Source organism: Streptomyces sp. NPDC033174 (genome assembly GCF_055577795.1).
Genome location: NZ_JBVIPQ010000003.1, coordinates 534,085 through 550,418, shown reverse-complemented (window position 1 = coordinate 550,418; position 16,334 = coordinate 534,085). Strand labels below are relative to the sequence as shown.

The 16,334-nt window shown below is 71.6% G+C and carries 12 protein-coding genes; 6 read left to right on the top strand and 6 right to left on the bottom strand.

Annotated features, from left to right (window positions below):
* Nucleotides 1-3: 3 nt before the first annotated feature.
* Nucleotides 4-1,008: a GNAT family N-acetyltransferase gene (locus tag ACZ5VC_RS12615; protein WP_469120047.1), complete on the bottom strand. Its 1,005-nt coding sequence runs from the start codon at nucleotides 1,006-1,008 to the stop codon at nucleotides 4-6.
* Nucleotides 1,009-1,109: 101 nt separating this feature from the next.
* The gene (locus ACZ5VC_RS12610) at nucleotides 1,110-2,423 is read right to left on the bottom strand and encodes a hypothetical protein (RefSeq protein ID WP_469120046.1); all 1,314 of its coding nucleotides are present in this window, start codon (nucleotides 2,421-2,423) and stop codon (nucleotides 1,110-1,112) included.
* 164 nt (nucleotides 2,424-2,587) lie between these two features.
* On the opposite strand from ACZ5VC_RS12610, the gene ACZ5VC_RS12605 reads away from it, so the two are divergent.
* A complete protein-coding gene (locus ACZ5VC_RS12605) occupies nucleotides 2,588-4,036 on the top strand; it encodes a PP2C family protein-serine/threonine phosphatase (protein WP_469120045.1) in 1,449 nt (482 codons plus the stop codon).
* Nucleotides 4,037-4,199: 163 nt separating this feature from the next.
* Here ACZ5VC_RS12605 and ACZ5VC_RS12600 read toward each other — a convergent pair whose 3' ends face one another.
* A complete protein-coding gene (locus ACZ5VC_RS12600; protein WP_469120044.1) occupies nucleotides 4,200-5,681 on the bottom strand; it encodes a DNA-binding protein NsdB in 1,482 nt (493 codons plus the stop codon).
* A gap of 234 nt (nucleotides 5,682-5,915) precedes the next feature.
* On the opposite strand from ACZ5VC_RS12600, the gene ACZ5VC_RS12595 reads away from it, so the two are divergent.
* From ACZ5VC_RS12595 to ACZ5VC_RS12575, 5 genes are all read left to right on the top strand, one after another.
* Nucleotides 5,916-7,034: an aminoglycoside phosphotransferase family protein gene (locus tag ACZ5VC_RS12595; RefSeq protein WP_469120043.1), complete on the top strand. Its 1,119-nt coding sequence runs from the start codon at nucleotides 5,916-5,918 to the stop codon at nucleotides 7,032-7,034.
* 779 nt (nucleotides 7,035-7,813) lie between these two features.
* The gene (locus ACZ5VC_RS12590) at nucleotides 7,814-8,089 is read left to right on the top strand and encodes a GlsB/YeaQ/YmgE family stress response membrane protein (RefSeq protein ID WP_469120042.1); all 276 of its coding nucleotides are present in this window, start codon (nucleotides 7,814-7,816) and stop codon (nucleotides 8,087-8,089) included.
* A gap of 99 nt (nucleotides 8,090-8,188) precedes the next feature.
* A complete protein-coding gene (locus tag ACZ5VC_RS12585; RefSeq protein WP_469120041.1) occupies nucleotides 8,189-9,916 on the top strand; it encodes a PP2C family protein-serine/threonine phosphatase in 1,728 nt (575 codons plus the stop codon).
* Nucleotides 9,917-10,167: 251 nt separating this feature from the next.
* Complete coding sequence (locus ACZ5VC_RS12580; protein ID WP_469120040.1) at nucleotides 10,168-12,078, top strand: N-acetylmuramoyl-L-alanine amidase; 1,911 nt, start codon at nucleotides 10,168-10,170, stop codon at nucleotides 12,076-12,078.
* 119 nt (nucleotides 12,079-12,197) lie between these two features.
* Nucleotides 12,198-14,387 carry a terpene synthase family protein gene (locus tag ACZ5VC_RS12575; RefSeq protein WP_469120039.1) on the top strand — a complete coding sequence of 730 codons (2,190 nt, stop codon included), beginning with the start codon at nucleotides 12,198-12,200 and terminating at the stop codon, nucleotides 14,385-14,387.
* Nucleotides 14,388-14,469: 82 nt separating this feature from the next.
* Here the strand turns inward: ACZ5VC_RS12575 and ACZ5VC_RS12570 are convergent, their stop codons facing one another.
* The 3 genes from ACZ5VC_RS12570 to ACZ5VC_RS12560 form a co-directional block, all read right to left on the bottom strand.
* Nucleotides 14,470-14,883 (bottom strand): RNA-binding S4 domain-containing protein, encoded by a 414-nt coding sequence (locus tag ACZ5VC_RS12570; RefSeq protein WP_469120038.1) that lies wholly within the window; start codon nucleotides 14,881-14,883, stop codon nucleotides 14,470-14,472.
* Between the two features lie 39 nt (nucleotides 14,884-14,922).
* Nucleotides 14,923-15,423, bottom strand: coding sequence for a hypothetical protein (locus ACZ5VC_RS12565; protein ID WP_468707872.1), 501 nt, complete (start codon nucleotides 15,421-15,423; stop codon nucleotides 14,923-14,925).
* A gap of 121 nt (nucleotides 15,424-15,544) precedes the next feature.
* Nucleotides 15,545-15,946: an ACT domain-containing protein gene (locus tag ACZ5VC_RS12560; protein WP_469120037.1), complete on the bottom strand. Its 402-nt coding sequence runs from the start codon at nucleotides 15,944-15,946 to the stop codon at nucleotides 15,545-15,547.
* Nucleotides 15,947-16,334 lie beyond the last annotated feature (388 nt).

The following is a 16,334-nucleotide window of genomic DNA, read 5'->3' as shown; positions in this document are numbered from 1 at the left end:
AGCTCAGGGCGTGCGGTACAGCACCTGACGGGCGTCCCATTCCACGAAGCTGTCGGCGGGGGTCATGCCGAGGGATTCCAACAGGTGGCGGGAGCGGCTGTTCACCTCCTGCGTGACCGCGAAGACGGGGGCCGTCGCCGACGCCAGCGACACGGCGGCCGCCACGGCCTCGCGTGCGTAGCCGCTGCCCCAGTGCTCCGGCAGGAACTGGTACGACACCTCGGTGGCGCCGTCGTCGCGCGCCCGCGGCTTCAGCGTCACCACACCGGTCACCACACCGTCGGACGCGCGGACGACGCAGAAGACCCCCGTTGCGCCGACGCAGGCGCGCTCCCACACGCGCACCTTGTCCGCGGCGACCGGGCCTCCGAGATGGCGGCGGACGTCGGGGTCGGTCCAGAGGCGGCGGACCGCGGGGACGTCCGCGGTCTCGACCGGGCGGAGCAGGAGGCGGGGGGTGCGGAGGGTTCCGGGCCTGTCGCGTTCCAGGACCAGCCCGGTCCAGCTCACGCCACCGCGTCCGTGCAGGTCCCGGCGGCGGCTGAGGTGGACGGGGTGGAGGCCATGGCCCTCGGCCAGGCCGATCGTCTCCGCCGCGCCGACGTCGAACATCCGCCGACCGGCCGAAACGGGACCGTGCCGCAGGGTCATGGACACCCGGCCGCCGGGGGCGAGGAGTCCGGCCACGCGCGGGAGCGCCGACGCGCGCTCGTGTGCGTCGAGGTGCATCCAGACGGCGGTCAGCAGGATGAGGTCGAACCGCTCCTCCCGGTCGCGCAGCGCGGTGAGGCCGGGGAGCGCGTCGTCCCTCCACTCGACGGCACGGCCGGAGTGGATGCGCCGGCCCAGGGCGCGCAGCTCGGCGGTGGGTTCCACGGCGACCACATGGTGGCCCAGGGCCGCGAGGGCGGCGGCGTCCCGGCCACTTCCCGCTCCGATGTCGAGGACGCGGGCGGGCGCCGCGGGGAAGAGATGCAGCATCTCACGGTGGACGTCGGTGAAGGACACGCTCTCGTACTGCTCGGCGAGCGCTTCGGCGTCCTGGGCGTACCCGGCGGTGCCGGCGGGGCTGTTCAGGGTCGGCTCCTCGATGTCCGGTGCATGCGGCCTCAGTTGATCCGTCGCATAAGTGATTCGAGTGCGCCGGGACGGCGGCCCGGCACCCGTCGGCGCAGCTCGAGAAGAGCGGGCGCCAGGGCGCGGGCGGCGTCGGCGTCGGCGTTCTGCAGGTGTTCCCACTGGTGGTGGGCGCGGTCGACGGCCGCCTCGACGTCGGCGTCGGCCGGGGGCAGGCCCGCGCCCAGCCGCGCGCGAGCCGCGGCGAGCCACAACTCGCAGCTCCGGTAGGGGGCATGGGCGAGCCGGGCCAGGTCGGCGCGTACTTCCAGCCAGTGGATCGCCTGCGGTGAGCCGGGGCCGTATGTCCGCAGCGCGTGCTGCTCCCACGCGGCCGCCGCCCCCGTCGCCTCGTCGTGCCGGCCCGCGCGGGCCGCCGCGAGGATCGCCGGGTGCGGATCGGTGTCGAGGGGCGGATCGGGTACGGGAGCCGGCGGTGCCGGCGAGGTGACCGGGGCGGCTGGGGCGGCTGGGGCGGGCGTGGTCGGAGCGACGCCCGGGGCAGGGACCGTACGGGATGCGGCTGCCTTCGTCCCGGCCGGCCCGGGTGCGGCTTGCCCGGGTGCGGCCGGCCCGGGTGCGGCTTGAGGGGTGGCCGGGGCGTCCGTCTCCAGGAACAGCGCGTCGTCGTCCGTTCCGGCCCGGATCACGGCCTGTTCATGCAGGACGGGCAGGGGCGGCCGGGCGCCGCTGCGCCAGATCGCGGCGCAAGCCTTCAGGTAGACGGGAGCCGCGACCGTACGGCGTGGTGGCGGCGGGGCGACCCGACCGTACAGACTGGTGCCGTGCCCCAGGGAGAGGAGGGTGCTGTGCTCCGTCAGCTGCTGCCAGACCTCGTCGTCGGCGACCAGGTCGACGACGGCCCGCGTGGTGCCCGGTCTGCGGAGCTTCAGCTCTCCCGCGAGCCAGTGCCAGGGCAGCGCGCTGTAGCGCAGTGTCGCCGGTGCCGTACGGGCGAGGGCGAGATGGGGCAGGTGCTGGCGGCGGTCCAGATGGAGCTGGCCCGCGATGTAGAGGGAGAGCGGACCGGGCGAGGCCGCCGCGGCCCGCAGCCGGGTCAGGACGGTCTGCGGATCGAGCGGATCCGCCAGCTCGATCACCGTGGCCGCCTCCGTACCCGTCAGGGCGCTCGGCGGCACTGCCGCGAAGGCGTGCAGCACGGACGTCGCGTCGACGACACGACTCCTGCCGGCCGGGGCGGCGGCGAGCAGCAGCGCCGTACCGGCCGCGCACGCCGGTCCTGCGGGCCCCTCGACCACCTCGTTGATCACCACAACAGCACCGTAGTCCCCCGGCGGCTTGTCCATGTCCCGGATCCTTGGCCGATAATCGGTGAGCCGTTGACATATGCCAGAAGCACCACCGTATCGAGTGTTGCCAAATCCCTTACGGGGTGTCGCCGCCTGTGCAACAGTCGTAACTGGCCCACCTTTTCAGATTTGGCCGTGCCGCGCCTGTATCGGAGTACGACATGCCGTCCCATCTGTTCGCGGACCGTCCCGCCCCGCAGCCGCCCGAGCGCGGGACGGTGGACGCGCTGATCTCGCAGACGCGTCGGCTGCGTGGTGACGTGGACGCCGTGCGCCGGGACGCCGTCATGGACGAGGACGACCCCCGGCTGCGCTGGCAGCGCGCCCTGTGCGACCTGGCGGTGCATCAGCTCGACGACCTCGGCGCGCACCTGGACCAGTTGCGCGCCGGCGTGCCGGACCAGCTCACGGAGTCGCCGGAGGCGTCCGACACGCCCACCTACGACGAGATGAGCGCCCAGCGCACCGGTTCGCTGCTCAGCCGCGTCGGCAGCGCCGAATGGAATCTCCTCAGCGACGAAGTGAGCTGGTCCGACGAGCTCTTCCAGATCTTCGGGCGCGCCCCGGAGAGCGGCCCCATGTCGCTCGACGAGATCCCGACGATGGTCTTCGCCGAGGACCAGGGCTTGCTTCAGGCGATGGTGACGGACTGTCTGATCGACGGAAAGCCGATCGACGGGGAGTTCCGGATCGTGCGGACCGACGGACGGGTACGCACGCTGCACATGATGGGCGAGCCGGTCCTCGACGCGGACGGCTGCACGGCGTCGATGTGGGCCGTTTTACGGGACGTCAGTGAACTTCGGCGCAGCGAGCGGACGGTGCGCGAGACGAGCGACTCACTGCAGCGCCGGCAGCACATCGAGCAGACCGAGCGCAGGCTCGCGGTCGAACTGCAGGAGGCCGTACTGCCTCCATGGCGCGGCTCGTTGCGCTTCGCACATGGCGGGCCTACCTCGCTCGACCTGGCGGGGCACTATCTTCCCGCCGCCTCCACGGGCCTGATCGGCGGCGACTGGTTCGACGCGCTGGCGCTCCCCGACGGTGAGGCGCTGCTGACGGTCGGGGACCTGACCGGACATGGCGTCGCCGCGACCTCCTCCATGGCGATGCTGCTGGGCGCGCTCCGCGGCATGGCCGTGGCCGGCATCCGGCCGGGCGCGCTGATGAGCCATCTCAACCAGATGCTGGAGTCCTCGGCGCAGCCGGCGCTGGGCAGTGCGGTGTGCTGCCGGTACAACCCGGTGTCTCAGACGCTGACCTGGGCCCAAGCGGGTCACCCCGCCCCGCTGCTGTTCCGCGGCGGGACGGGGCATGCCCTGACGCGCCCCGACGGGGTGCTGCTCGGGGCGACGTCCGGCGCGGTGTACGAGCAGGCCGAGGTGCGGCTGATCCCCGGTGATCTGCTGGTACTGCACACGGACGGTCTGACCCGGCGCAGCGGTCGGGACGAGTCGGGTACGGAGAGGCTGCTGGCCCTCGCGCCGCGGTTCGCCGGAGCGCGCGACGCACAGGAGTGCCTGCGGTCGGTGGTCGAGGAGTTCGGTGAGGCGCCTCGTGAGGACGACGCCTGCGTGATGGTGGTCAGGGTCGGCGGACAGGCCCGCTAGGCCTCAGGACCGGCCGACGGGGCGGGCCCGGACAGGGCCCACCGCCCACGCTCATACTTCCTGGCCGCTCGGCCTTTCGGCCGCTCGGCCCTTCGACTGCGCTGCCCTTTGGCTGCGCGGCTCTTGGCTGCCCGGGCTTTCCTCCCGCTCGGACATCCCCCGCTCAGACGTCCTTGTTGCGGGACTTCTTGGGGAGCGCGAGCTGGATCTCCTCGCGAAGGTCCTCGATCTTGGCGTGGCCGGCGTACTGCCCCGTCAGCCGGTACATCTGCCGCAGCCGGTCCCAGGTGCGGTGCGACGAGGTCTCCCCCATCGACACCAGCGCGAGTCGTGCGTAGCGGTCCGCCTCCTCCGGGTCGTCGGCGATGAAGCAGGCCGACGCCAGGGAGATGTAGTCGAAGATCTTGGAGCGTTGCTGGCTGCCCAGCCGCAGCTCCAGCGCCCGCCGGGCGTGGCGTTGCGCGGTGACCGCCGCGGAGGGGTCATGGTCGGCGAGCGTGCGGTAGGCCAGGGCCTGCATGCCGTACATGTCCGCCTCATGGAACATCTGCATCCAACTGGGCGGTGGCACATCACCCTTGTCGGAGACGAAGAGTTCCTCGGCCTCTCCGAGGGTGCGGCGCATGGCCTGTCCGTGGCCCATCGACGCCTGCGCCCAGGCCTCGATCGTGTGCAGCATCGCCCTGGTGCGCGGCAGGACTTCGTCGCCCGAGCCGGACTTGGCGAGCTTCATCAGGTCCAGGGCCTCGTCGGGTCGCCCCAGGTGGACCATCTGGCGGGCGGCGCGGGAGAGCGCCTCGCCCGCGCGCGGCCGGTCGCCGCCCTCGCGCGCCGCATGGGCGGCGATGATGAAGTACTTCTGGGCGGTGGGTTCGAGTCCGACGTCGTGGGACATCCACCCGGCGAGGACCGCCAGGTTGGCGGCGACGCCCCACAGACGCCGCTGGAGGTGGTCGGGGTGGTGGTAGGCGAGCATGCCGCCCACTTCGTTGAGCTGGCCCACGACGGCCTTGCGCTGGAGCCCGCCGCCGCGGGCGGCGTCCCAGGCGCGGAACACTTCAACGGATCGTTCCAGCGCCTCGATCTCCTGGGACCCGATGGGGGCCGCCTCGTAGCGGTCGAACCCAGCGGGGTCGGCGTGCAGGGTATCGGTGGTCCGGGGAGCGTCGGCTGCCAGTGCGGGGTCGTTGTGGAGCCAGTCGTGCATGGCGCTGCTGAGTGCGGAGCCTGCGGCGAGCGCGGCGCCCGCGCCCACCAGGCCGCGTCGGTTGAGCATGAGGTCCATTCCCGTGAATTCGGTGAGGACCGCTGCCGTACGCTCGGGCGCCCAGGGCAGCCCGTCAGGGTTGTCGTTGTTCCTGACGTCCCGCCGTTTTCCGGCGCGCCCGTGTCGTACGAACCCGAGGTCCTCGATGGTCACGACACGGCCGAGTCGCTCGGTGAACAGGGCAGCCAGCACTTTGGGCACGGGATCGCGCGGGGTCTCCCCCATGTCGATCCAACGCCGGACCCGCGAGGTGTCGGTCGCCAGCTGCGGATGGCCCATGGCCGCCGCCTGCCGGTTCACCAGCCGCGCGAGTTCGCCCTTGGACCAGCCGGCGAGGCCGAACAGGTCTGCAAGGCGGGTGTTGGATTCTCCGGTCACGTCAAGCCCCCAGGTTCTCGGCTGAGTTGACAGTAACCCCCTGTCATAGGGCTGGCGACTATTCGCCAGGGTTCGCCAGGGTTCGCCAGATGGTGTGCCACCCGCGGCCGGGTGTCAGGTAGGAAAGCGCCACCCCGCCCCGGTTACCGGCCCTCATTCCCCAGGGTGTCGACCGGTGGCCGGGTCGGGGCAGCGCACGCAACTCGTCGGCACACGAAGGGATCTGTCTCGCCCATGTACACAGCATCGTCCTCCGTGTCCGCCCCGCCCCGGCCCCAGCGCACCCTCCCGGTCGGCAGCGGACCGTATCTCGATCCCACCCAGGCGGGACGGGCCCGGCGCTGGCCGGGGAACGTGACCCAGCCGCTCAGCGGGAGAATCGACTTGTCCGGCCCCCAGGGCGCGCAGCTGCGGATGGCCATCGCCTCCGTGCACCGCATCTGTCCTGAGTTCAACCCGGTGCAGGTACTGCGGCGCAGCGGCCGGTCCGTCCTGCTCGTCGGCACCACCGGCCGTGCGACGGCCGTAGCCAAGTGTTTACTGGACCACTCGCCCGCCTGGTCCGAGCGGTTCAGGCACGAAATAGCTGCTTATCGCGCCTTCGTCCGGCACCGGCCACCGGTGCGCGCCCCCCGGCTCATCGCCGCGGACCCGGAGAACTGCACGCTGGTGATCGAGCGGATGCCGGGACGCCCCGCGGCCCTGACCCGGCACCCCGTCGAGGCGCCGCCGCGGGCGGATGTCCGTGCGGCGCTGGGCGCGATCGCACGGCTGAACGCGTGGCGGCCGCCGGCCGGCACCTTCGACGCTCCGCTGGACTACGCGTCGCGGATCGCGCGCTACCACGAGCTGGGGCTCTTCACCGACCGCGACCGTGACGATCTGCAGAAGCTGCTGCGCGGGGTGGCGCACGCCGGGGGCCGGCAGGGCATGGGCCAGTTCTGTCACGGTGACGCGCTCCTGTCGAACATCCTGTTGTCGCCGACGGGCCCGGTCCTGGTCGACTGGGAACACGCGGGCTGGTACCTGCCGGGCTACGACCTGGCCACCCTGTGGGCCGTCCTCGCCGACGCCCCCATGGCGCGCCGGCAGATCAGCGGGCTGGCTCAGTCGGCCGGCACCGCCTCGCGGGACGCGTTCCTGGTGAACCTGATGCTGGTGCTGACGCGGGAGATCCGTACGTACGAGACCGCGGTTCAGCGGACGATCCGGGAGGCCCCGCCGGCCGGTTCGGTCCCGGCTCCGCCCGGTGCGGTCTCCACCGGGGAGGAACAGCGGCTGCTGCTCAGGCGGCTGCACGACGACTGCGCGCTGGCACGGCGGGCCGTGCGCGCTGCGGTCGGCACTCGCTGACCGACGACGAGGGGGAAGCGCGCTGCGCACCCGGTGCCGACACACCGGGCGCGCAGCGCGCTGTTGTGTGTGCCTGCGCCGCTGGCCGTGGGGGCTGCGAACGACCGTGGCCTACGCCGGGCTGATCACGAACGGCGCGCTGCACGCGGCGGCGGGAAGCTCCGGCGAGGTGATCCGTACGCGGTAGGAGCCCGTGGGGAGCCGGAGCACGACCACCGACGTCCCAAGTGAGCGGGTCGACCTCCGCCACGAGCAGTCCGGCGGGCGACCAGCCCTCGTCGGTCCGCCGCTCCAGCAGCACGTCGCACGGGTGCCACAGGGCGCCGGTGAACTGCCGGCTGACGTGGCGGCGTTCGGCGCAGGTCCAGCGGGTGCCTCCGCCGGGGGCGCTCACCTGCAGCGCCTCGGCCTGTGGGCCGTGAGTTTCGCGCGGCGGGCAGAGCAGGTCGGTGACGTGCAGCAACCGCGCCCCGGTGCGGGCGATCCACTTCATCCTTGATTCCTTCGTGGGTACGCGTGTCCGCGGGGTAGACGTGTCCCTGGGCGTCCTCGAGAGGGTGTCGCCGGCGACGGGCTGACGATGGTGTTGCCGGTGGCGCGCCACGGCAAGCACGCCGAGCGGCCTGTCCGATCGGAGACCTCGGGCTCGTCCTCGCCGGGACCTTCGGCCCCTGCGCCCATGTGGAGGACGCTCTCCAGGTTTACTGACCCCTCGCCCGGTTACTCGTGAAATGTCCTTGCTTCCCGCAGGACATGTGGAACCCTCGTGGAGGTCGAGAATGGGAATCATCGCGTGGATCATCATCGGACTGCTCGCCGGAGCGATCGCCAAGGCACTGCTGCCTGGCAAGGACCCGGGCGGCATTCTCGTGACCATGCTCATCGGGATCGTCGGCGGTCTCCTCGGAGGCTGGCTCGGCAAGGTCATATTCGGTGTGGAGTCCATCGACGGCTTCTTCGAGCTGTCCACCTGGATTGCCGCGATCGTCGGATCGGTCATCGTTCTCGTCCTCTACCGGCTCGTCGCCGGGAGGCGTCACCGGGCACACGCCTGATCCGTTCGGCGGCACCACGCCCAGCACGACAAGGGAGACCATGACCAAGATCGTTCCGGCTGGATGGTTCTCCCCCGGTGCTGGAGGCGTGGTGCCGTCATGAATCGGGCTCAGCCGAAGGACGTGGGCTCGCTCAAGGCCTACATCGAGCGGGAGATCGCGACGCTGCGGGCCGAGGTACGCCGGGGGACGGAGGTGGCCGGACCTCCGGCCCCCGCGGCGGCCGACGTGGCCTCCGCCGTCGCGGACCCCTCCGAACAGTGCCCGTGCGGTCAGGGCAATGGAGCACCGCACAGCTGTCACGAGGCCGGCGGGGAACATGATCCGTGGACGTGTCTGTGCGCCACGCTGCCGGCCATCCCGGTGTCGGCGGCGCTGCTGGCACCGGTACGGGACGACTCCGGCGAGATCACGGACTTCGTCATCCGGGCCGGCAACCACATCCGCTCCGCGGACTGGCTGGCCTCGCCGGACCAGCAGGCGGGCCAGCCTTTCAGAACGGCCCGGCCCGGGGCCGCCTCCAGCGGGCTGCTGACGGCGCTCGCCGACGTCCTGACCACCGGCCGTGCGCTGAACGGCCTGGTCGTGGACTACACCGAGGAGAGGTACGGCAGACTCAAGCGTGTCCAGCTGGTCCACTATGCGTCGTCGTGCGGCGATCAGGTACTCACGACCTGGCGCCCGGTGCGCAGTCAGGCCGAGCTCCTGACCATCGACGCCCAGCATCTGGCTTCGATGGGGTGGGGCCGCTGGGACCTGCTGTCGGGTTCGGTGACGTGGTCGGAGGGCTTGCAGCGGATCTTCCGTACGGATCCGGCGCTGCGGTGGTCGCTGCTGGAGCTGTGCGACGCGCTGGTGACCGACGACGTGGGGCCGTTCGGTGAATTCATCGCCTCGGTGCTGGCCGGTGAGGAACCCGCCTGGACGCGGATCCGGTTCCTGGTCCTCGGCGAGGTGCGCACGGTCGATCTGCTGGGACGGCCGGTGGCCGGCACGGATGGTCGGCCGTGGGCCGTGCAGATCGTCGCCCGCGACCTCACCCCGCAGATGCGCAGCCGGCGCCGCCTGGTGGAGAAGCAGGTCGAGACGGAGCAGCTGCGGCAGCAGGCGGCGGCCGAACGGCATGTCGCCTCGGCGCTGCGTGAAGCGCTGCTGCCCACGTATTCGGAGGGGCTCGCCGAGCAGGGCCTGGGAGTCGCTGCCGCCTATCTGCCGGCCGAGCCGGACGCCGCCGTCGGCGGCGACTGGTACAAGTGCCGGCCGCTGCCGAGCGGCCGGGCGCTGATCGCCATCGGGGACGCGAGCGGTCATGGTCTCGAGGCGGTCGCCCGGATGGCGCAGCAGCGCCATGCGGTGGCGGGGCTGGCCCAGACGGGGTCGTCCGCCGGGGACATCACCACCTGGCTCAATGAGCTGGTGTGCAGTGACCCCATGGCGTCAACGGCGACCATGGCGGTGGGACACATCGGCGACGACAGGGTGTTCCGGTGGACGTGTGCGGGCCACCCGGCTCCCCTGCTGCTGCGCGGGGGGCACGCGTTCGCCCTGCCGACGGATCACCGGGGGCCGCTGCTGGGCGTGCTCCCCGGGCATGAGTACGAGACGGCGGAGTTCCCGCTGGAGCGGGGCGATGTGCTGCTGCTGTACACGGACGGGGTCGTGGAGCGGCGGGGTGAGGACATCACGGACGGCATCACCGCCCTGACGCGGGCCTTGACGGCGACGAGCGGCCTGCCGCCGCAGCGGATCATCGACCGGCTCACCGAGGAGTACGAACGCTCCGCCCATGACGACGACGCCTGTCTGCTGGCCGTCCGGGTCGACTAGTTCCGCAGCGGCGGCCGGGCGTCCATTGGTCCATTCCAGTGACGCGCCGCTGGCCTGCGCGCCACCAACGCGAAACTCCGCGGGATCGGGTCTCCCACCGCGCTGACATGCCAATACCCTTCTGCTGCCGCCTGATTGACGGATGGTCCGGCAGCCGGTACCCCTGTACGGGTCCTGCCGCGCACCACCCGTCTCAGGAGGCTGCCTTGCACGGTCCCGCTCGTCGACATGCACGCGGAGCGGGCGGCGCCGTGGCGGCCGCCGCCCTGCTGCTCCCCCTTCTCTCGGCCGCCCAGCCCGCGACGGCGGGGCCGCCGCCCGCTCCCGACTCCCTGCAGCGGGATTTCGCCGTGGCCGCCGACCGGTACGACGTGCCCCGCAGTGTGCTGCTCGCGGTCTCCTATCTGCAGTCCCGCTGGGACACGCACGGTGGTGCGCCGAGTGTCACGGGCGGCTACGGCCCCATGCATCTGACGGACGCGAGGACCGCGCTCGCGCAGGCGCCGCATCATTCGCACGGCGCGGAGGACGCGCGGGGCGACGAGACCCGTGCGGCGAAGTACGGCACAGAGGCCGGGCTGCCCGCCCCGGCCGAGCTGCCCTCCCGGCTGAGAACGCTGGAGCGGGCGGCCGCGTTGTCAGGGCTCTCCGCCGACGCGCTGCGAACCAGCACCTCCGCGAACATCCAGGGCGGCGCCGCGCTGCTCGCGGCGGCGCAGCGGGAACTCGGCAAGCCGCTCAGCGCCGACCCTGCCGCCTGGTACGGCGCGGTGGCGCGCTACTCGGGCGCCGACGACACGGCGACGGCGACGACGTACGCCAACGACGTGTTCGACGTGATCCGCGCCGGCGAGGAGCGGGTGACGGACAGCGGTCAGGTCGTGTCCCTGCCGGCCCACGCGGATGTCGCACCGGACACCGCGCAGGCAGCCGGGCTGGGGCTGCGTACCGCCGACGCCGGGAAGACGGAGTGCCCGAGGACGGTGGCGTGCGAGTGGATCCCCGCGCCCTACGAGGAGTTCGGTGACGGGGACTACGGCAACCACGACAAGGGGAACCGGCCCGAGAGCCAGGACATCGACTACATCGTCATCCATGACACGGAGGCGACCTGGGACATCACTCTGAAGCTGGTCCAGGACCCGACCTATGTGTCGTGGCAGTACTCGCTGCGCTCCTCGGACGGGCACATCGCCCAGCATCTGTCGCTGAAGGACGTCGGCTGGCACGCGGGCAACTGGTTCATCAACGCCAAGTCGGTGGGTCTGGAGCACGAGGGCTTCCTGGTCGCGCCGGACGCCTGGTACACGGAGGCGATGTACCGGACATCGGCGCGGCTGGTGCGGTATCTCGCCCAGCGGTACGACATCCCGCTGAACCGGCAGCACATCCTCGGTCATGACAATGTGCCGGGCACGACGCCGGCGACGATCCGGGGCATGCACACCGACCCCGGGCCCTACTGGGACTGGGCCCACTACTTCGCCCTGCTCGGCAGGCCGTTGACGCCGAGCGCCGGCCCGCACAGCGGCGTGGTGACGATCCGCCCCGAGTACACCGCCCACCAGCCCGTGTACACGGACTGCGTGAAGGCCGGCGAGGCGTGCGCCCCGCACGGCAGTGGCGCGGTGCGGCTGCACACCGGGCCGAGCGAGACGAGTCCGCTGGTCAAGGACATCGGTCTGCGCCCGGGCGGCCAGGACTCCACGACCGGGGTCAACGACACGGGCGCGCGGGCGTCGACGGGCCAGCAGTACGCGGTGGCGGAGCGGCTCGGCGACTGGACGGCGATCTGGTATCTGGGGCAGAAGGCCTGGTTCCACAACCCGTGGAGGGAGCCGACGGCGGTCGGCGCGCGGGGCCGGGTGCTGACCCCGAGGGACGGCCTGAGCGAGATTCCGGTGTACGGGCGCGCCTATCCGGAGGCGTCGGCGTATCCGGCGGGGGTGCCGGTGCAGACGATCGCGCCACTGCCGTACAAGCTGCTCGCGGGACAGTCTTATGTGGTCGGTGACCGTACACCCGGCGAGTACTTCTTCGCCCCGGTGTACGACACGACGGGTCACACCGTGGTGCGCGGCAAGGAGCTGTACTACGAGATCCAGTTCGGGCACCGGGTCGCCTTCGTGAAGGCGGCGGATGTGCGGGTGTCCCGCGGGTGACGTGGGACGGGGGACACGAACGGCGGGTTTGTACGACTAATTCGGTAGTCGCGTGGATCGTCCGAACGGGGGGTAGATCGGGCGCGTAGCCCCGACGCTCACCGAAAGGCCTGGCACGCATGGCACAGCCCTTCGTACTGCCGGATTTCTATGTCCCGTATCCGGCGCGGCTCAACCCCCATGTGGAGGCGGCACGTTCACACACCAGGGAGTGGGCGCGCCGGATGGGGATGCTGGAGGGATCGGGGGTGTGGGAGTTGCACGACCTCGAGTCCCACGACTACGCGCTGCTGTGCTCCTACACCCACCCCGACTGCGACGCCGAGGCCCTGTCGCTGGTCACCGACTGGTACGTCTGGGTGTTCTTCTTCGACGACCACTTCCTGGAGGTCTTCAAGCGCACCCAGGACCGGGAGGGCGGCAAGGCGTATCTGGACCGGCTGCCGCTGTTCATGCCGATGGACCCGACGGCCGGGACGCCCGAGCCGACCAATCCGGTGGAGGCGGGCCTCGCGGATCTGTGGGCGCGGACCGTCCCCTCGATGTCCACCGCGTGGCGGACCCGGTTCGCGGAGGCGACCGAGAACCTCCTCAACGAGTCGATGTGGGAGCTGTCCAACATCAACGAGGGCCGGATCGCCAACCCGGTCGAGTACATCGAGATGCGCCGCAAGGTCGGCGGCGCGCCGTGGTCGGCGGGGCTCGTGGAGTACGCGGCCGGCGCGGAGGTCCCGGAGGCGGTGGCCGGTTCACGTCCGCTGCGGGTCCTGACCGACGCCTTCTCCGACGCCGTGCATCTGCGCAACGACATCTTCTCGTACCAGCGGGAGGTGGAGGACGAGGGCGAGAACAGCAACGGCATCCTGGTCCTGGAGACCTTCCTCGGCTGTACGACGCAGGAGGCCGCCGAGGCGGTCAACGACCTGCTGACCTCGCGGCTGCAGCAGTTCGAGAACACCGCCCTGACCGAAGTCCCGGGGCTGTGCGTGGAAAAGGGGCTGAACCCGGCGGAGTGCGCCGCGGTCGCCGCGTACATCAAGGGGCTTCAGGACTGGCAGTCCGGCGGCCATGAGTGGCACATGCGCTCAAGCCGCTACATGAACGAGGGTGCGGACACCGGTCCCACCTGGTCGAGCGGGGTGCTGGGCACGTCGGCGCTCGACATCAGGACGCTCTTCGGGCGTCCGGCCGCCGCACGGCTGCGCGGCCTCACCCATGTACCCCACCAGCGGGTGGGACCATCACTGCTGCCCCAGTTCGATCTGCCGTTCCCGCTGACACTCAGCCCGCATCATGCCGAGGCCCGCGACAGATCGGTGGCGTGGGCGTCCCGGATGGGTCTGCTGGACGACATCTGGGACGAGCCCATGCTGGTCGGTTTCGACTTCGCGCTGTGCTCGGCCGGGCTCGATCCGGACGCGACCCTGGAGGAGCTGGAGCTCAGCGCCGAGTGGCTGACCTGGGGGACGTACGGGGACGACTACTACCCGCAGGTCTTCGGCAGGTCACGCAATCTCGTGGGCGCGAAGGAGTGCACCGAGCGGCTCAAGACCTGCATGCCGGTCGACGAGCCGGGGGCCGGCGCGGCGCTCGCGGTCAGCCCGCTGGAGCGGAGCCTCGCCGATCTGTGGGCGCGCACGGCGGGACCGATGGGGCCGCTGGCGAGGCAGGCGCTGCGGGAGGCGCTGGACACCATGCTGGACAGCTGGATGTGGGAGCTGCAGAACCAGGCGCAGCACCGGGTTCCCGACCCGGTCGACTACATCGAGATGCGGCACCACACCTTCGGCTCCGAGCTGACGATGCTGCTGTGCCGGCTGCGGCACGAGCGGGACCTGCCACCGGAGATCTATCGCACCGGAACGATCCGGAGCCTGGAGAACTCGGCGTCCGACTATGCCTCGCTCCTCAACGACCTCTTCTCGTACCAGAAGGAGATCGAGGTCGAGGGCGAGGTGCACAACGGCGTTCTGGTGGTGCAGAAGTTCTTCGACTGCGACTATCCGACCGGCGTCGCGATCATCGACGATCTGATCCGGGGCCGGCTGCGCCAGTTCCTCCATGTGAAGGAGCATGAACTGCCGCTGCTGTGCGAGGACTTCGGCCTGAACCAGCGGGGCAGGGACGCGCTCGACGCGTATGTGCGGGAGCTGGAGGACTGGCTCGCGGGGATCCTGAACTGGCACCGGAAGGTGCGCCGTTACGGAGCGCAGGACGTCCACAGCGGCAGTGGTACGCCGCTGCTGCCGGCCGGACCGACGGGGCTTGGGACGTCGGCGGCCCGGATCCACGCGTTGCTGACCTCCTAGGCCATGTCGTACCGCGGCTCCCACGACCTGGTCGCGGTCGTGGGAGCCGGCGTCGTCCCGGCCCGGACGCTGCCCGCCGGTGCTACCGGTCGTGGTCCGGAGGGCGGTGGCCGCGGAGCTGGTCGAGTTCACGGCGCTCGCGCTTGGTCGGGCGTCCGGCGCCCCGGTCGCGGACACCGGCCAGCGCGACGTGCTCACGCGGCGGCGGGGGCGGGCTGTTGTCCACGTATGCCTCGGCGGCGACGGGCGGGCCGACGCGCTTGGCGATGATCCGCCGTACTTCGACGATGCGCTCACGGCCGGCGTGGAAGAGCCGGACCTCGTCCCCCACCTTGACGGTCTGGGCGGGCTTGGCACGTTCCCCGTTGACGCGGACGTGCCCGGCCCGGCAGGCGGTGGCGGCCTGGGACCGGGTCTTGGTGAGGCGTACCGCCCAGATCCAGGCGTCGACGCGCGCGGTCGCGCTCCCCTGGTGCGATGAAGACTCTGAAGCCATGGACCGACTCTAGGCCCAGTCGCGCGCGGGCGTCCGGTGTCAGCCCTGCTGGAAGAGCTCGGCGGGGAGCGGCTTCAGCAGCGCGTACAGGTCGTCGGTGATGGGCCGGTCCCAGCTGGCGATCGTCACCAGGACATTGTCGCTGCGGTCGAACTGCACGCAGGAGATCCGGCTTTCGGAGAGCTTGAGGCGGCGCACGATGAGCAGGTTGTCGCCCTGCATGACCGGCATGTCCTCGGTGTCGACGACCTCTACCGGCTCGTCGTTCTCCAGCGCGGCGAGCAGCTGGGCCACCTCGAAGGGGATCTGCCCCTCGGCGAGCTCGCGGGCGGGCGAGCCCTCCGGCAGATTGCCGATGATCATCGCGGGGCCGCGGCCGCCGAAGAGGTCGTAGCGCAGGAAGACGCCCTGACACGTGCCGTCGGGGGCGGGCAGCAGACCGGCGCCGAGGTTGCCGGGCCAGTCCCCCGGGTCCATGGCCAGGACGTCGAAGTCCGGGCCCGCGGGTGTGGCGGCGCTGCGGCGGCGGAGGAAGGACATGCCGCCATGGTACGTGTCCGGGCGGGGCGGGCGGCGCCGGGCTGGGGCCTGTCTTTCGGAGCGGGCCGGGTCAGTGGGAGCGCCGGGACCAGGGAGCCCGGCAACATCCGAAGGAGAGGCTCTAGGTGGCACTTTCCGCGAGCCTCCGCAGTGCGGCGAGCGCGTCACCGGCCCGGTCGTACGGCACGAAGAGGTGGTCGTGGTGGAAGCCGGCGACCACATTGCAGCTGATCCCGGCCTCGGCGAGGGCCGCCGCGAAGGCGCCGGTCAGACCGACGGCGTCAAGGGCGGAGTGAATGCGCAGGGTGATCCACGCGGCGACGTAGTCGTACGGCAGCGACGCGGCGTCGGCCTCGTCCTGGCGTACGACGAGGGTGAGCCCCTCGCTCTCCGCGACGGTGACGACCGGATGCACGCCCGCCGGGGCCGAGGGCCCCTGGACCGTGGTGAAGACGAAGCTTCCGGGGTTGAGCTCCGGGCGCATTCCGGAGACCAGACGCGCGAGGTCACGTTCTCCACTCATGATCACCACGATAGGCGGACGGCCGGTCACCGGCCCACCTGGGGCCCTCCGCGCCGCCCCGTGGCAAGGGAGTGACGCAAGAGCCCGGGGACCGAAGCCCCCGGTGCCGAGGCGGCGGCCCTGACGGCCGGACCGGTGACATGCGGGGCCCGCGCGGCGCGGGGCCGGCCGATCGGGACGGACGCGCGGCGCCGGGCTCGTCCGCCGCGCCCGGGGCACCGCGGGCACCGAGTCCGGCAAGCCGCACGACGAGGCCGACCGAGGGTGGCCCGGGGTCTCCTGCTTCTCCTTGGCCTCCGCTGGGCGGCCGTCCGACGCGAGGAAACGGCGCCGGACACCGCGCGCCCACCGGCCGGGATCGACAGGTTCGCCCTGGAGACCGCCCTGA